The organism is Acidobacteriota bacterium, from assembly GCA_016703965.1.
Taxonomy (GTDB): Bacteria; Acidobacteriota; Blastocatellia; order Pyrinomonadales; family Pyrinomonadaceae; genus OLB17.
The window spans coordinates 18,333-34,333 of sequence record JADJBB010000026.1 but is presented as its reverse complement, the minus strand read 5'-3'; the positions used below and the strand labels follow the sequence as shown (position 1 = coordinate 34,333).

Genomic DNA, 16,001 nt, shown 5'->3' with positions numbered 1-16,001 from the left:
AATATTGAGAAGGAAATGGTGGATTATGCCCGAGATTGGAATTTAAGATCGATACAGAATCTGGAACCTGCAAAAACTGAGATAAAGGTATCAAGGCGCTGCTTGTGAGAAGACCTCGCGACAGCCAAAGCAAGTTCTTAAGTGATCCTACCGGTGAAACTGGGTAAAGCAAGAGTATTCGTCACGCCGAGATGCAAACCGACCGCAAACGAAAATGAGCAAAGAGACGCCTTCATACTTAAAACCAGACAGCGGGAAACTCACGACCGAAGTAGTATCAGGTATCTACCTTGAGGTACCCACCAACTCAAGACATGACCTTGTTAATTTCTCCCAGAATGAACGGTGGAAAGCCGCTCCAAAAAGATGCTAAACTTCCACTGTCAACTGCATCCACTTGCAATGACAATCGTGTCAATCTGGCTGCATCGATATATCACACTTCGGTCGTTGATGGGCCTGGTAGAAGAAGCGTAGTTCGGGTTGCGGGGTGTTCGATTCTGTTGTCCTGGATGCTACGTTCCGGAAACACATTCTAGGCAGAACGGACGTTTGGTCAGTGTCTCGTCAGTTGTTGAAGAAGTTATGCTAAACAGGTACGGCCATGATGGCGTAACAATTCTTGGCGGGGAACCATTCGACCAACCGGGTTCCGTCGCCGAGATCGTATACAGGTTGAAGCGTCTTGGCGTTCATATCACGATTTATTCTGGTAGCACGCTTGAAACTTTGAACGGACAAAACGACAGTAATCTTCATTACATCCTTACTCATATCGATCTTCTAATCGATGGTCCATTCATACGTGAGCTCGCCGACACCGTCAGTGAGTATCGAGGTTCCCGAAATCAACGACAAATTTCTCAATTGACGAGATTGGGTTAGGTTAAGTCGCTGTTGACTACTAATCCGTGAACTTAATATGCGGTAATTTATCCAACTCATTGACTGTTTATAGTAACTCACGAACTACCGCTATTCGGCCTGCCTAAGACCTCAAAAATAGCGGTGGTCGTACAAGCCAATTTCGATCAATCTGCATAGGGTATGATTATTCTCTCTTCTACTCGCATGCGAGGTAGTGTCAGAGCGGATATTCCACACCAACGGGTTCGATGCATTTATCGAGAACGTGTACGTAGGCCGCCAATTTGGCGATGATCTGAATACGGTCAATTCCAGCGAACGGACAGCGGAGCACTCTCTTCACAGACCTACTGGAACGCCACGGCTAATTATCAGGATCGAGCGGTGGAAAACAACATTCTTTGTTACCGCAAGAACTTGTTCGATCGTACCTTCATTATCGATCGCAGCCGGGCATTCTGCCGTCCACTTCGCGGCTTGTTCAGTCAGGAGTTCACATAAGGTTTTAGGGCGAGGAAAGTAGGAAACAAATATGAAGATGAAGATGTTTTTAGGGGCGGCCGCCGCTTCTCCTTATTTCAATGACCGGATGCGGACTTGATTCGAACACGAACGGTGCGGCGCCCAACGGGCTAGTGAACTCTGCAAGTACTCAGAAGGTCGTTATCGCACTCAAACCGGACAAGATCCGGATCAAATACTGACCGAGGGGTCGTCGGATGAGCAGAGCTTTGACAACCTCCCGAATGTTTCAGTGGTCCAGAAATTGATGTCTACAAGAAGTAAAATTATAAGGTTTGCCCTCGCAATCGATGAATCGCGGATTAGCCAGAAGCCGGCCGAGCACTTCGTGCTTTTTATTCCGCTGGCGCGGGTCCGTATATCGAAGATCTTTTATAAGTCAGATTCGTACATATTGTTCATCAGCATCTGAACTCTTCCAGAATGATCGTTCCATTGCCGGGCATCGCGGTCGAATTATCTCGGGTTCAAGAAAGCCGGTCGGAGTCGCATCTTTTCAATTTCGACTGCTGCTCGATATTCCTCGGGTGTGTTCAAGTTTAAGAACAAGAATTCGGAGCCTTGAATATCTTTGATCTCGGAAAACCCAATTACCCGTACCTGGAGTCGTTCACGCAATCGTTGTATTCGCCATTCACCATCGGACAACATTGTTTCGACCTTGGGAAGGCACGGGTCCCGCCGGTACAGCCCACAAAGCGGCTGATTGCGTCCATCTGGCTGTTCGGCGAAGATGGCATCAATATGATTCATTTCCGAGTCTAGGCAGTGCCGCAAAATGTCTACCATCCGAGTCATCAATTCGCCAGTGACAAATGGCAGGTCGCACGCGAGTACGGCTATCCACTCGGTTTTAGCTTCACAAGCGCTGTATATAATCCCACGATTGCTCCGCGGGCGTCTCTCATAATGGGATGATCTTGAATTATCGGAAGCGAAGTAATTGCGTCATTTGAATTGCCGACCAAATAAACTGTGTTTGCGATCGAAAACATGGCACCGGCTGCCCGATCTATGAGCGTCCTGCCTCCGACCAACAGTGCCGCTTTATCTTGCCCCATGCGTCGGCTTTGGCCGCCTGCCAAAACAAATCCATCGATCAAACTCATTGCGTTCTAAGAAGATTCTCCGGTTCTCTCGTAACTCCTCATTGTTGGCTTGATAAATGAAAAATAATTGACCACAAGACAAATCACGGAAAATAAAGAAAGAAACACAAACCCGAGCGTATAAGATCCGGTGGCGTCCTTAACGAAGCCGAGTTCCAGTGGTGGAAAAACCTCCAGCCCGCCAAACGCCCCAACAAGTCCAGTGACTGTGGCGGTTTCGTTCGGGAAATACTGAGGAACGAGCTTAAATACGGCTCCGTTACCCAGGCCAAGTGCAGCGGCGCAACCAAGCGCTCCGATCGTGAAAGGAACGATAGAAACGGGAGCTCAACAGAAGTGCAAGTACAGCGATCGCCGCGAAGACACCGAGTAGAACCTTGCCGCCTCCGATCTTGTCGGCCAAGATCCCGCCAACTGGTCGCAGGACGGTTGCTACAAGGACGAATCCCGCCGTGCGGCCCCGGCGTCGGTCGGGGTTAAGCTAAATATTTCCTTCAGGAAGGTGGGCAGATAAAGGGCGAGAGCGACGAAACCGCCGAATGTAAGGGAAATAGAATAATGACAGTATCCAGGCGTAGCCGGAGGTTCGCAGAACGCTGAGATTCTGCTTCAGTGTTTTTGGAGCGGCCGTTACAGCAGCGTCCTGAGCAGAAAATAGAACATTAGTCCCCAGCTAAATGTGACGGCCGCAAAGATGAAGAAAACATAACGCCAGTCACCCAAGTAGATCGCGAGGACAGGTGCGGAAAATACAGCGATCGACTGTCCAATGTTGCCCATTCCGTAAATGCCAAGGGCGGTTCCCTGCTTTTTACGACTGAACCATTTTGAGGTAAAGCCGACGCCGACCGGAAAGGATGTTCCGGCGAGCCCGAGAAATAGGCCGAGGATCAGCAATTGGGTGTAACTTTGCGAAAAGCCTATAGCGATCGCAGGTACCGCTGAAAATATGAGAAGAGCCGCAAAGATACGTCGACCGCCATATTTATCCGCCAGCATTCCCGCAAAAAGACGGCCGATCGAGCCCAGCAGGACAGGAATCGCGATCAAAAGGCTTTTTTCCCTTGCCAGAAAGGCCGTATAGCTCGGTGAAGGTGGGGGCGAGTGCGGCGATAAGACCCCAGACGGCAAACGTAACGGCAAAGGCAGTTGTCGAAAAAAAGTGCCCGAGCTGAGCCAGGCTGAAATGTCTTAGTATCCATACGTCTTATACAACGTCCCCCTCAAGTCTTATACCTGTGGCCACGAACCGAGGGGAATAGATCAACGAGCTTAATGAAAAACCGGGTCGACTCATCGAGGCGGAGAGGGCTTCCACCAAACGATTATGCTAAGTGCGATCAGCCAACATATACCTGAGGCAATGACGAGCGGAGCCAGTTGAGTGTACGCATGAGCAAGAGCAGCCTCTACCGCTGCCGATAGGATCCAGAGTTGAGCCACGTTGATCATAACAAGCATCGCGAGACGGGCCTGCCAAACGGCGGCGAGTCCGCGGCTCTGCGGTCTTTGCGGCTTGACGTTAGCCTTCATTTCCACGCACCTCTCTTTTGACCGCAAAGATCTCGCCATTGATCGTCTCAAGCTCAATTCTGTCGAGCGGACGCGGCGGCGGGCCATATAATACTTCGCCGGTCTTGGAGCTAAAACCGCCATTGTGACACGGGCATTCTAGACGGTCATTTGCTTTTGAATAATAGACCGGGCAAGACAGATGCGTGCATTTCTGCCCAAAGGCAGCGTAGGTGCCGTCGGTGCCGCGTATCAGGATCGCGGTATCTTCCTCCGAAGGATACGCGAAATTCAAGGCTGATCCGGGTTCGATGCTAATAGCACCGTCGATCTTCGCCGGGGTAAAGGTCATTGGCGATCGAGCATCATATGCAGATTTCCCTGCAAATCCAGCTGCTTCCAGAAATAATGCACTCGATGTCAAAAAGAGAAAGTTGCAGAACTCCCGCCTTGTAACCTGTGCTTCGCTGTCTCGTTCGTAAGGGAACTCGGCCTGAAACGGAGCCGTCGCTGTGCGGACACTTACTTCATCCGATATTTCATTATCTGCGGCTAGTATCTTCTTGATTGACTCTTGGTCGAATGCTTTAGAATTCATTGCTTTTATCGGATTCCTCCACTTGGGTGTCTATCCACGATTCTTCCCTAACAGGAGCCCATCGAGAGCTATCTGTCCCTCGAAAACGCCACACCCATCAATGCTGACCTCGTCAGCGTCTGTCGGCAGCATCATGTAGACCTTTGTCTTGACACTCTGATTGCCAAAAACGTGAGCATTGACCGGCTTGGTTCTTCGCAGCGGAACGATCTGCTCATAGGTGCCGAAGGCTAATGCACCGGTCGGGCAAACGCTGGCAACATTGGCATTAGACCCTCACTTGTTCGGTCGTAACACATGTCGCATTTCATCTGCAAATGCATCGCCGAGTTGTACTTCGGCACGCCAAACGGGCACGCGTTCACGCAATTGCGGCAATCGAGACAGCGGGGTTTTAGAGCGGACATAACCACGCCATCTTCATTTTGTTTGATCGCGTCTGCGGGGCAGACAAGCGCACAAGTCGGTTCTTCACAATGCATGCAAATGGTCGGCATGGTTGCGGTTGTCTCGCTGCGGTCGATGTAATCGACAAAGATCATCGAGTAACCCTTATGCGTCGAACACTCGCGGCATGCTGCGACACAGGATCTGCATCCTATGCATCGCTGTGGATCGATAAACATGGTTTCGTTCATGCGCTATTTTCCTCTCTGCACTTCGTTCTGTGACATTCCCTTTCGTACCTCGCCTAGTATCGGCAATTCTCTCGTATGTATTTTCTCTAAACGCGCGGCACATGCCTTGAATTCCGGTATCTTTGAGGTCGGGTCGAGTGCTGCATTGGTGATCTGATTCGCCGCGAGTTCCTCCCCCCAATGATAGGGCACAAAGATCGTGTCTGGCCTGATCGTTTTTACGACCAGAGCGGGAAAGATGCCTTCACCGCGACGCGAAACTACCTTCACACGCTCGCCGTCGTTGATCTTGTACTTCATCGCGGTTTCAGGATGCATCTCAACGAAAGGCTCCGGGCACTGCTGAACAAGAAAGCCGATACGCCGAGTCTGATTACCGGACAAATACTGGTGAACGATGCGCCCGCTGGTAAAGATCAGAGGATACTCTTCATCGGGCTTCTCGGCGGCCCCTTTATACTCGATCGCGTGAAATTTAGCCTTACCGTCGTCGTGAGCGAACCGGTCCTCGAAAAGGCGTGGCGTCCCCGTACTTTCCTCGGTCGGGCACGGCCAGAAGACGCCGTCCTGCTTGTCGATCTTTTCGTATGTGATTCCGAAATAGTCAGCCTTACCACCCTTGGACGCGACGCGAAGTTCGTCAAATATGGCCCGGGGGGACTCAAACTGAAAGTACTTACCGCGGCCCATCCGGACCGCGATCTCCTGCAATATCCGCCAGTCCTGGCGTGCTTCTCCCCGGAGGGTCTATCGCCTTATTTATCTTTATCACACGGCCCTCACCGCTCGTAGTCGTACCTTCGTCCTCGGACCATGTCATGCCGGGAAGTACTACATCGGCGTAACGGGCGTTCGGACAGAAAGAAGTCGATGCAGACGTTAAATTCAAGCCCTTCGAGCGACTTGCGTACCTGGTTTGTGTCAGGTAGCGAGACCATCATGTTGCTGCAGATCGACAAGAGGCCTTTGATCTCGCCCTCGCGCATTTTATTGAATAACTCGACAGCGGATACGCCCGGTTGAGGCAATTCAGATTCGTCTATGCCCCAAACTTCGGCTATGTATCTCCGATGTTCCGGGTTGAGCATCGACCGATAGCCTGGAAGTTGGTCGGCCTTCTGTCCATGCTCACGGCCGCCCTGGCCGTTGCCTTGACCGGTGATCGTGCCGTAACCGCGGCCTTCCGAGCCGATCTTACCGGTCGCAAGTGCGATATTGATATAACTCAGCACGTTCTCCGTCCCGTTCGAATGATGCTCGATGCCGCGAGCATGCATGATCATGCCGGTTTTGCGCGGCCGTAGAGGCGAGCGGCCTGAATGATCTTTTCCGCTGGAACGCCGGAGATCTCCGAAGCGACATCGGGTGGATAATTTAATGCCGCCGTCCTGGTCGCTTCCCAGTCATTAGTGCGGCTGTCGATAAACGCCTGATCGATAAGATTTTCGGTGATCAGGACATTCAAGATGCCGTTGGCGACCGCGACGTCTGTACCGGGCTTGAGCTGTAAATGTAGATCGCCCTGACGAGCTGTTGGGGTCTCACGCGGATCGATGACTATCCACACACCGCCGTTGTCACGCTGTTTCCAAAGGAATCCATTAAGGATCGGAAACGTCTCGGCACAATTTGCTCCAGCGATTATCAGAACTTCCGCGTGGGGAATGTCGCTCCACGGGTTTGCCGCCCGGTCAATGCCGAACGCTTTATTGTTACCGCCCGCGGCAGATGCCATGCAAAGTCGTCCGTTGTAGTCAATGTACCTGGTCTGCAATCCAAGGCGGGCGAATTTACCTACGAGATAGGTCTTTTCGGTCGTCAGTGAAGAGCCTGAATAAACAGCGATCGAATCCTTGCCGTATTTTTCCTGCAGTCCCTTAAATTTCGACACGATCAGATCTAGAGCCTCGTCCCAGCTCGCTCGCTCGAAATTGCCGTTTCGTTTTATCAGCGGATATTCCAGCCGATCTGGATGATGTGTCTGTAGATACGCAGTCACTCCCTTGGGACACAGACGGCCTTCGTTAACCGGAAAATCGTAACGCGGTTCTACGCCGACAACATGATTCTTTTCAACCAGCAGATTCATGCCACACTGCATACCGCAATATGGGCAGTGGGTTGGCACTATTTTGTCGATCTTTCGTTCAGCACTCCAACCGCCGATCGGCTCATCGTGCAGATGGGGGCCAAAACGGTCAATAATGCTTGCGAGATTTTCTACTTTTGACATTGTTAATTATTCGCCGTCAGCGCGGGTGCCGTGAAAGACCTTATCCGGGCGATCCATAAGAACGGAGTATGCCAGCCCTCGCATTACCCGCTTACACCGTGGGCAATAGTCCTGCAATGTTTCGCCATTTTCCATTGTGTAGTCAAAACCAACTTTTTCGACGACGCTCTTCAGATCTCCGAGCCACATAATGGATGCGAATTCTACGCCGCACCGCCGACATTTTGCCTGCTCCATTTCTTTGGCTCGCTGCTGATAGAGTTCCACGCCGATCGAGGCCGGGCGCTGGACGATATGAAACAGCTTGCCGAACGGTAGGAAGAAAAGCGTCATTATCACTATCGCTTGATGTGTCAGGGCAATGAACGAGTACATATAACCACCGAAATATGTGCTCGATGCCGTTAGCATAAGCCCCGAGACACAGATCGCGATCAATAGAAGATGGGGAACAAAATCCAACAGAAATTGCTGAACAGCAATTGCTCCGCGGTCCTTTAATCGGCGATGGATCGCAATAGCACAGCCCGCTAGAACCATGAGGGCTGTAAAATTGAGGGCCTTGAATGTAAAAAAAGCCATTACGCTGTGGACGTCCATCGACTGCATTGGAAAGCCGAATACGTAGGCTTTGTAGCCTGTCTCGCTCTCAAGTTTGAAATGTATCCAGCCCCAAACAAGCGGGAAGGTGATGGCCGCTGACAAAACACAGCCCCACATGATCAGAAAATGCATCAGCCATCTTGATTTGGCCCGTTTGAAGATAAACTTCTGGGCGAGCATGTTTATGCCAACCGTTTTTGTGGCATCTAGTGTGTTACGTGCAAATTTCTTTCGCTGGAAAAAAAGCTTCAACCCTCTGGAAAAATATGCCCGCGTCGCCGGACGCTGGAGCCAAAGTGCATAGCGGAAAAATATTGCGCCGAACGCGACGATACTCGCGATCAGATACCCGAATAAAGCCGAATCGAAATGTTCAAGATTGCGCGAACCGACAATAACAAGTGCCGTCAGAGCCATGGATGCCCCGAGCCCGATCAAGGTCGGGTTGCGATAATTAATCGAAGTAGCTGGCTTGGTGATCTCGATGGGCATTCGTTTTTTCTATAGGGCAACCATCTGTCGTCTGCAAAATGAGTGCCAACCTAAAAGAGAATATGGTGCGTACAACTAATGAGCAATTCCTTGGGCTTAGATAGTTATCATATATTCGAAACGTTACAGGCGAAAATACCAGTGCGCGTATTTATGCGGATCGGCAGCGTGAAAACTCGCGGTCAAAGAAGATCCGGATCGATAGCGAGTAATGTAAAAATGAGTAGAAGGCCCTTCGTAAACGGGATAGATCACAGTCGAATTTCCTGTTAGTAAAAGTGTACGGAGAAAATACTTCATGTGAGTCCCCTCGTGCTCCCTTATTAAATATCAAATTCCGGCCGTTCGATTTATGATTTGGCTCATGAAATGTAACTATTGTTTTGGGAATCGCTGGGGGGCTTCATACGTTCATGAGTCAAATATCCGACCATTTTAGTGCCGAGCTAACAGAAGGTCTCTTTGCTATTGGACGCAGACGTTCGTTCGGTGGCGGAGAGCACGTTTTTTTCGAGGGTGATCAGGCCACATTTTTACCGATCATATTGGCTGGAAAGATCAAAATGGTTCGCTATCCTGAGGCGGGTAAGGAGATCATCATTGGCACGTTTCAGGCTGGCGAGATTTTTGCAATTCCGCCGGCGATGGATGGAAAGCGATTTCCCGCAACAGCCGTCGCAATCGAGAACAGCTCGCTTCTAATGGTCCCGCGGGGTGAGTTTCTCGCCTTAATGGAATCATCGTCGGAATTTTCGTCCCTGGTGCTTAACCGAATGTGTGGCATTCTCCGTGACCGTGCCGATACCGTTCAGATTTTGGCCACGCCATCCGCCGAGCAGCGTGTTGCGAGCATTATTTTGAGGCTTACGGGTGAAATGAATGCGGGCGAAGTTAAGAAGATCACCCATCGACGGCAAGATATAGCTGAGATGGCAGGGCTTTCGCTCGAGACCACGATCCGGACTATCCGAAAACTCGCGGAAAAGGGATATCTGAAAATAGTTGGCGGAAGAATATTCGTCGAAACGACTGAGCATCTTCGCACTCTTATCCGTTAGCCATATGCAAAAAAAGTGATCTGGATCATATTTCGGCGACCGTGCTTCGTGTTACGTTCCTTATTCTAAGACTTGCGTTGAGGATGGATCATGAAACTTCGAATTAGAGAGAACACTCTTCGTTTTCGGTTGGGCCGTTCCGAAGTCGAGACTTTTGATCAAACAGGAACCATCGGGGACAACGTGCGGTTTGGGCTAGGAAAAAACGACTTTGGTTACTTGCTCGAAAAGACGCCCAACAGTAATTTTTCGGCCTCTTTTGCGGACGGAATAATTGTGGTTCGCGTACCTGCCTCCGACGCCAATAGCTGGGCCAACTCCGACGAGGTTAGTCTTGCCGGAACCTTTCTGGGGGACGAACAAACCGAACTCAGAATATTGATCGAAAAGGACTTTGTTTGTCTAAATGCCCACAACCATGAAGACCAGTCTGACCGCTATCCTCACCCCAAAGGCGACGCCGCGTGCTAAGCCGCATGATACGACCATCTGAGGTAACAACGGATTTTCCCGGTCCGACCATTGCGGCCCGGCGATTGACCGAATTGGGTTTTTACTGATGAGTTTGATTAGTTTTTGCCCGCTTTGCGCGCGGTTTCGGATTTCAACCAGATGGAAATGATCTGATCGGCTAATCGAGTATTTTTCAACTGTCTGAATCTTAATAGTTTCGGAGGCAGGTTGGGGGTTTGTCAAAAATGAAGAGAATTTTGTTTTTAACTGTAGTTTTAGGAGTTGCTCTGATGATTACGTTCATCGGTTTTAATGTCAATAGTCAGGAAAGAATTATGCAAAAGTTGAATTTACAAACTAAAATCGGCGACGGCAAAGATAAAGAGGTTACGCCGCTTTTTGATGGTGAACGCCGAAAAATCGTCCAAATTACGCTACGCAATAAGGCGGTTCTAGATGCTCATAAAGCCGCCGAACCGATTACGATTCAATGTGTTGCAGGAAAAGGCTTATTAATTGTCGGGGAAGAAAAAGAAGAAGTTGAACTAAAAGAAGGTATGTTGGTTACGATCGAACCAAATGTCGTTCACGAAATAAGAGCTTTATCAAAAGTTTCCGTTTTACTGACCAAATTCAAGGAGAAGTGATTTTTCGAAACAGCTTACTGGGAAATGATGACCAGTTATGAAAGGGCGATACACAAAATCTTTCTTGAGAGTTCTCTTGGCAGTAGGGTTTTTGGCTCTGGCTGGGGGGCTTTTGTGGTTTTGGTTGCGTCCGCCGCAGGTGACGGTTACAGAAGTGTCGGAGAGGAGAATTACGCCATCGATTCAAGGCATTGGAACGGTTGAATCAAAAATCGTTGTAAATATTGCTTCGAAAATACCTGGGCGATTAATTTCAATTGACGTGGATCAAGGCGATACGGTCTCAAATGGACAGGTTTTAGCGACGCTCGAAGATTCTGAATTACGGGCTGAAATGGAGCGTGCCGAATCCACATTGCAGCGTTCAAGGTCAACTGAGGAAGTTCGTCGGGCGGAGATTCAACGGGCGTTATCCGCCGTTGAAGTTCAGCGAGCATCTGTTCAACGAATAATGACTAATAGGGAAGTTCCAAGAGCGTCTTTGCGTCGGGCGAAATCTGCCGTAACCTCATTCGATTCAACCATTTCAAAATTGCGCACTCTTCGCTTACAAGCACAACACAACGCTAATCGGTGGCAAAAACTTTACCAATCTGGCGATGTTTCAAAGATGGATTTGGAAGAACGTCTGACGCAGGCGAAAGCCGCTGACGATGATGTAAAGAATGCCGAAGCTCAACGAAATACAGCATTGGAAGATGTGAAAAACATCGAAGCTCAAATCAATACCGTCGGCGAAGATGTTAAGCAGGCTCAAGCCCAACTCAAAGTTGCAAATGATGATGTCGCAACGCTAAGAACCGGGTTGAAAGTAATTGAGCAAGATATAAGTGTCGCCGAAGCTGCACTTGCATCAGCAGATGCGCGGAAATCTGAAGGTGTGATTGTCAGTCAAATAAGCGGATATGTGGTCAGTCGTGAACTAGAACCCGGTGCAGTGGTAAATCCCGGAACCCCGATTCTCAAAATTGCCGATCCAACAACAATTTGGGCGACTGTTTTTATTGATGAAAGCAATTCAAACTCTTTTGAAGTTGGTGATCTTGCCGAAATTACTTTGCGTTCGATGCAGACGGGGAATTTACAGGGAAAAGTAACACGGATTCAGCGTGAAAGTGATCGCGTAACCGAACAAGTTGCGGTTGATATTTCGTTTGAGCGAATACCCGAACATATCAGGCTTGGCGAACAGTTAGAAGCAATAATTCGACCAAAAGCAAGGACTTTGAAAGTTATTCCCGCATCTGCATTGATTCGCTCAAAAGAAGGAATCGGCGTTTGGCTGGTGATTGAAAATCGCTTGCAGTTTAGAAAAATACAAACTGGAATGGTAGATGCAAGTGGCTGGGCCGAAGTGATTTCAGGACTTGATAGCGTAGATAAGGTTGTCGTTTCTCCGGGCAAATTATCCGATTTGAGCAATGAAGGTGCGAGGGTTTCAATCGTTGCCGAAGAAAGTAAAGAAGAGCCGCAGATGAAAGAATGAACCTCGCACTCCATGATGTTGAATATCGTTTGGGCCGGTTTATTTTAACCGCGGTAGGTCTCGGTTTGCTGCTCACAACCGTGATGGCCATGAATGGAATTTACGCCGGTATGGTCGAGGATGCTTTGAGCATTGTTCGTGCCCCCAAAGTTGATTTATGGGTCGTGCAAAAAGATACCAATGGTCCATTTGCGGAAAGTTCTCGGGTTCCCGAGGATCTCTATCGCAATATCCTCACGGTTTCGGGTGTTAGCGAAGCGAGTCCTGTTGCTTATCAATTGTTGCAGATCGAACATCAGGAGAAAATCCTGCGGCTTCAGGTCATCGGTTATCGGTTGGGTGGTCTCGGCGGTCCTCCGGCAATCGCTGCGGGGCGACCAATTCTGAAGAACCGATATGAGATGGTAGTTGACCGCAAAGCCAGTGTTTCGCTTGGCACTCAATTCAAATTCGGACGAATAACTTTAGAGGTTGTTGGATTGACAGAAGGCGTTGTTTCAAATTCGGGAGATTCAGCCGCTTTTATCACGCTTGAAGACGCACAGGAACTTCAGTTTCTTAAATCCAATGAAGCGATTCGTAATGACCGGGTTCGACTGCAATCGGATTTGTCGGAAAATCCCCAACTTGCGGGTGTTTCTGCCGAGAATCTTTCTTCGCTTCTCCAAAGTTCACATATTGCCAATGTCATTTTGGTTCGGCTGGAATCGTGGGCAAATGCCGAAGAAGTGGCAAAAAGTATAGCTCGCTGGACACATTACAATGTCTTGACAACCCAGCAGCAAGAAGATTTTTTAGCAAAAAATGTAATCGAAAGAGCCAGACAACAAATCCTTCTATTTCGCATAATTCTCTTGGTTGTGGCGGCTGTGATTATCGCCCTCATCATTTACACGATGACACTTGAGAAAACCAGAGATATTGCAACCCTGAAAATTATCGGGGCCCCAAACTCAAAAATAGTCGGTTTGATTTTGCAGCAATCATTGATCTTGGGATTTCTTGGATTTGTATTCGGAACCATAATTATTAGTTTAACTTACGAGTATTTTCCGCGTCGTCTCGTGTTGCTGGTCAGCGATCAAATAATGGTTTTTGGAATCGTAATTGGTATTTGTATCGCGGCCAGTGGGATTGGCATACACAAAGCTCTCAGTATTGACGCGACGACGGCCATGGCGGGGTAAACTTCTCTGGCAAACCTTAGGTTTTTCGGACTTGTTGGGGAAAAATGCAGCAGGTTTCGGCTCAAAATTTAACCAAGATTTTTGGGGAAGGTGATACGGAAGTTATCGCTCTCAAAGACGCGAGTTTGGATGTTGAAGCGGGTGAAGTGGTCGCCTTAATGGGACCGAGCGGATCAGGGAAGACCACACTTTTACGGGCTGTTTCGCTGATTGATCCGCCAACCAGCGGAAAAATCGAAATTGCCGGAGAAACGATTTTTGAAGGAAAGAAAGTGTTGATTGATGATCGATTGCTGCGGCGACAGCGAATGGGAATCATTTTTCAATCCTACAATCTGATTCCGTTTCTAACGGTTGTCCAAAATGTTGCTCTTGTCTTAACCCTCAACGGCGTTTCAAATCGAGAAGCGCTAAAACGTGCCAGAGCATTATTAGAAAGACTTGATCTAGGGCATCGGGCAGATATTTACCCAGCCACGCTTTCGGGTGGTGAACAACAGCGAGTAGCGGTTGCCCGTGCCGTCGTCAACGACCCGGTAGTGATTCTCGCCGATGAGCCAACCGCCGCACTTGATTCCGAAAGAGGCAAAGCCGTTATGGATTTATTACGGCAACTCGGACACGAGAAACGAGCAGCAGTCATTGTCGTAACTCATGACGAGCGCATGGTTAAAGGCTTCGACCGCATTTATCACTTGAACGATGGAATTCTTACGGTTGAACATTTGAATTCTAAAGAAAAGAACGGACATCCGGCGATGGAATGATTTTGCCGAAAATTGAAAGAATTATTGATGGCTGTGAGTTGGGGATTGTCCAATATAACAAACGGCGTTTCTTTTAGGGTCGTGTCAAACGGCGCGTGAAGGCCAGTCTGACCGATACTCCCACCCCCAAAGCCCCACTCAATGAGTTTTAGAACATGACCCAGATCATATTTCCTCCTGTAAACATAGGCGACAATTATGCTGGAGTATACATTTGGAGGATGAATTAATGATCAGTGTTCAAGGTAAGACAGTTCGCGAAATAGCACTTGAGATGCCGTTGACAACGCGTGTCTTTGAGGAATTCAAGATCGACTATTGTTGTCATGGAGACACGCCGTTCGATGACGCCTGTCGAAACGTCGGGGCGAGTCCGGAAATAGTCAAAGAGAAGATCGATGGCGTCCTGGGTGGCTCAACAAATAGTGATCAAGAATCGTTCTCCAAAATGGACTTGAGCGATCTCGTCGATCATATTTTGGATAAACATCACGTCTATACACGCGACGAAATGAGCCATTTGACACCGTTGATGGCCAAGGTCGCTAGCCGTCACGGCGATCACAATCCATATCTCCTTGAGTTAAAAGAGCTTTTTCAGGCACTCTGTGATGATCTGGATCCTCACATGGTGAAAGAAGAAATGGTTCTCTTCCCATACATACAAAAACTAGAGCATAGTTATTCGAATCATTTGAACGTTGCGTTTCCGCCATTCGGAACGGTTCAGCATCCGGTAAATATGATGAACATCGAGCATGAAGAAGTCGGGGAACTACTTGTTAAAATGCGTCGAGTTACGAATGACTACACTCTGCCGGCGGAAGCGTGCCCGAGTTTCACCGCCCTGTATCATCGGCTCGGGGAATTTGAGCGTGATCTGCACCAGCATATTCACCTTGAGAACAATCTGCTCTTTCCACGTGCTATCGAACTCGAACAAAAGGCTCGAGCCTAAGTTCGCTCGGAATGAACCAAAGTATGTCGACTGCCGCACCGATAACAGCACCAATTAGAGTTGTTCGAGTGCGGCAAGTCGCTCTTCCGGTCGAACACGGTGGATGGGCATTTTTGCTCGAACCCTTAATTGCCGGTCTGGCGATCGCGTATTCAACCGGAGCTCCCTGGATCGCCTGTCTTACTATCGGTGCGTTTCTCACACGGCAACCGCTAAAGGTCCTGCTCGCCGACCGCTTTGGAATGCGAAACAGGGAGCGTGCGAGCCTGGCCTTTCGATTTTTGCTTTGCTACGGTGCGATATTCTCCATTGGACTTGCTGGTACGCTGTTAACCGTAGGCTTTCGACCGCTCCTTCCTTTTACTTGGGTCTTGCCGCTAGCTCTTTTTCAAATATATATTGATGCATCGGGGCAAAGCCGAAAGCTGATACCTGAACTGACCGGAGCTGTCGTTATGTCAGCCTCGATCGCAGCGATCGGCCTGTCTGCGAATATGTCGCTCGCGAATGCTATCGCACTTTGGGCGATCTTTGCATCAAGGTCAATTGCCTCTATTCTGTATGTCCGTGAGCGATTGCGGCTCGAAAAAGGCAAGCGGCATTCTCGTGTGGTCCCGACGCTCGCCCATGTCGCGGCTCTTATTCTGACCGCAGCCTTGGCCTATTCTGGACTCAGTCCGTTTCTAGCGATCCTGGCTATGTCGGTACTGGCTTATCGGGCTATCGCGGGACTTTCACCGGGGCGAACAAGAATGAAAGCGATGCAGATCGGCGTCTGGGAGATCATCTACGGCACGGCCGTCGTATTGTCGGTCGTGATCGGACACTTTGCCAGCATCTGATACCATAGCAGTCACATAAGGCGGCTTTC

The 16,001-nt window shown here is 49.2% G+C and carries 14 protein-coding genes and 3 pseudogenes; 9 read left to right on the top strand and 8 right to left on the bottom strand.

Translation table 11 applies throughout. From position 1 onward, the window contains the following. Positions 1-483: 483 nt before the first annotated feature. Complete coding sequence (locus tag IPG22_22865) at positions 484-885, top strand: radical SAM protein (GenBank protein ID MBK6591109.1); 402 nt, start codon at positions 484-486, stop codon at positions 883-885. A 960-nt stretch (positions 886-1,845) separates the two neighbouring features. Here the strand turns inward: IPG22_22865 and IPG22_22860 are convergent. The 8 genes and pseudogenes from IPG22_22860 to IPG22_22825 form a co-directional block, all read right to left on the bottom strand. Next, the gene (locus IPG22_22860; GenBank protein MBK6591108.1) at positions 1,846-2,268 is read right to left on the bottom strand and encodes an NTP transferase domain-containing protein; all 423 of its coding nucleotides are present in this window, start codon (positions 2,266-2,268) and stop codon (positions 1,846-1,848) included. Next, complete coding sequence (locus IPG22_22855; GenBank protein ID MBK6591107.1) at positions 2,229-2,498, bottom strand: NTP transferase domain-containing protein; 270 nt, start codon at positions 2,496-2,498, stop codon at positions 2,229-2,231. Before IPG22_22855 ends, IPG22_22860 begins: the two co-directional genes overlap by 40 nt. Positions 2,499-2,504: 6 nt before the next feature. After that, positions 2,505-3,678, bottom strand: a pseudogene (locus IPG22_22850) (NarK/NasA family nitrate transporter). 113 nt (positions 3,679-3,791) lie between these two features. Further along, positions 3,792-4,031 (bottom strand): hypothetical protein, encoded by a 240-nt coding sequence (locus tag IPG22_22845; GenBank protein ID MBK6591106.1) that lies wholly within the window; start codon positions 4,029-4,031, stop codon positions 3,792-3,794. Then, on the bottom strand, positions 4,021-4,608 hold the full coding sequence (locus tag IPG22_22840) for a Rieske 2Fe-2S domain-containing protein (protein MBK6591105.1): 588 nt from the start codon (positions 4,606-4,608) through the stop codon (positions 4,021-4,023). The genes IPG22_22845 and IPG22_22840 overlap by 11 nt, the downstream gene beginning before the upstream one ends. Before the next feature lie 30 nt (positions 4,609-4,638). Next, a pseudogene (locus IPG22_22835) lies at positions 4,639-5,246 on the bottom strand (4Fe-4S dicluster domain-containing protein). Positions 5,247-5,249: 3 nt separating this feature from the next. Continuing rightward, positions 5,250-7,479 (bottom strand): annotated as a pseudogene (locus tag IPG22_22830) (nitrate reductase). A 6-nt stretch (positions 7,480-7,485) separates the two neighbouring features. Further along, entirely contained in the window at positions 7,486-8,574 is a 1,089-nt protein-coding gene (locus tag IPG22_22825; protein ID MBK6591104.1) for an MFS transporter, read from the bottom strand. Positions 8,575-8,987: 413 nt separating this feature from the next. Here IPG22_22825 and IPG22_22820 point away from each other — a divergent pair, with 413 nt between their 5' ends. From IPG22_22820 to IPG22_22785, 8 genes are all read left to right on the top strand, one after another. Continuing rightward, entirely contained in the window at positions 8,988-9,632 is a 645-nt protein-coding gene (locus IPG22_22820; protein ID MBK6591103.1) for a Crp/Fnr family transcriptional regulator, read from the top strand. Positions 9,633-9,722: 90 nt separating this feature from the next. Then, positions 9,723-10,103 carry a hypothetical protein gene (locus IPG22_22815; GenBank protein MBK6591102.1) on the top strand — a complete coding sequence of 127 codons (381 nt, stop codon included), beginning with the start codon at positions 9,723-9,725 and terminating at the stop codon, positions 10,101-10,103. A 227-nt stretch (positions 10,104-10,330) separates the two neighbouring features. Continuing rightward, positions 10,331-10,732, top strand: coding sequence for a hypothetical protein (locus IPG22_22810; GenBank protein ID MBK6591101.1), 402 nt, complete (start codon positions 10,331-10,333; stop codon positions 10,730-10,732). A gap of 37 nt (positions 10,733-10,769) precedes the next feature. Next, positions 10,770-12,218 carry an efflux RND transporter periplasmic adaptor subunit gene (locus IPG22_22805; GenBank protein MBK6591100.1) on the top strand — a complete coding sequence of 483 codons (1,449 nt, stop codon included), beginning with the start codon at positions 10,770-10,772 and terminating at the stop codon, positions 12,216-12,218. Then, entirely contained in the window at positions 12,215-13,405 is a 1,191-nt protein-coding gene (locus tag IPG22_22800; protein ID MBK6591099.1) for an ABC transporter permease, read from the top strand. The genes IPG22_22805 and IPG22_22800 overlap by 4 nt, the downstream gene beginning before the upstream one ends. A gap of 44 nt (positions 13,406-13,449) precedes the next feature. Next, positions 13,450-14,172: an ABC transporter ATP-binding protein gene (locus IPG22_22795; protein ID MBK6591098.1), complete on the top strand. Its 723-nt coding sequence runs from the start codon at positions 13,450-13,452 to the stop codon at positions 14,170-14,172. A gap of 229 nt (positions 14,173-14,401) precedes the next feature. Then, the gene (gene ric, locus IPG22_22790) at positions 14,402-15,130 is read left to right on the top strand and encodes an iron-sulfur cluster repair di-iron protein (GenBank protein ID MBK6591097.1); all 729 of its coding nucleotides are present in this window, start codon (positions 14,402-14,404) and stop codon (positions 15,128-15,130) included. 23 nt (positions 15,131-15,153) lie between these two features. Then, on the top strand, positions 15,154-15,972 hold the full coding sequence (locus IPG22_22785) for a YwiC-like family protein (protein MBK6591096.1): 819 nt from the start codon (positions 15,154-15,156) through the stop codon (positions 15,970-15,972). Positions 15,973-16,001 lie beyond the last annotated feature (29 nt).

Excerpts from the sequence above, each read along its gene's own strand:
- IPG22_22820 (MBK6591103.1), top strand. The coding sequence starts at position 8,988 with ATGAGTCAAATATCCGACCATTTTAGTGCCGAGCTAACAGAAGGTCTC.
- IPG22_22795 (MBK6591098.1), top strand. The coding sequence starts at position 13,450 with ATGCAGCAGGTTTCGGCTCAAAATTTAACCAAGATTTTTGGGGAAGGT.
- IPG22_22810 (MBK6591101.1), top strand. The coding sequence starts at position 10,331 with ATGAAGAGAATTTTGTTTTTAACTGTAGTTTTAGGAGTTGCTCTGATG.
- IPG22_22845 (MBK6591106.1), bottom strand. The coding sequence starts at position 4,031 with ATGAAGGCTAACGTCAAGCCGCAAAGACCGCAGAGCCGCGGACTCGCC.
- IPG22_22805 (MBK6591100.1), top strand. The coding sequence starts at position 10,770 with ATGAAAGGGCGATACACAAAATCTTTCTTGAGAGTTCTCTTGGCAGTA.
- IPG22_22855 (MBK6591107.1), bottom strand. The coding sequence starts at position 2,498 with ATGAGTTTGATCGATGGATTTGTTTTGGCAGGCGGCCAAAGCCGACGC.
- IPG22_22840 (MBK6591105.1), bottom strand. The coding sequence starts at position 4,608 with ATGAATTCTAAAGCATTCGACCAAGAGTCAATCAAGAAGATACTAGCC.
- IPG22_22785 (MBK6591096.1), top strand. The coding sequence starts at position 15,154 with ATGTCGACTGCCGCACCGATAACAGCACCAATTAGAGTTGTTCGAGTG.
- IPG22_22825 (MBK6591104.1), bottom strand. The coding sequence starts at position 8,574 with ATGCCCATCGAGATCACCAAGCCAGCTACTTCGATTAATTATCGCAAC.
- ric (MBK6591097.1), top strand. The coding sequence starts at position 14,402 with ATGATCAGTGTTCAAGGTAAGACAGTTCGCGAAATAGCACTTGAGATG.
- IPG22_22815 (MBK6591102.1), top strand. The coding sequence starts at position 9,723 with ATGAAACTTCGAATTAGAGAGAACACTCTTCGTTTTCGGTTGGGCCGT.
- IPG22_22800 (MBK6591099.1), top strand. The coding sequence starts at position 12,215 with ATGAACCTCGCACTCCATGATGTTGAATATCGTTTGGGCCGGTTTATT.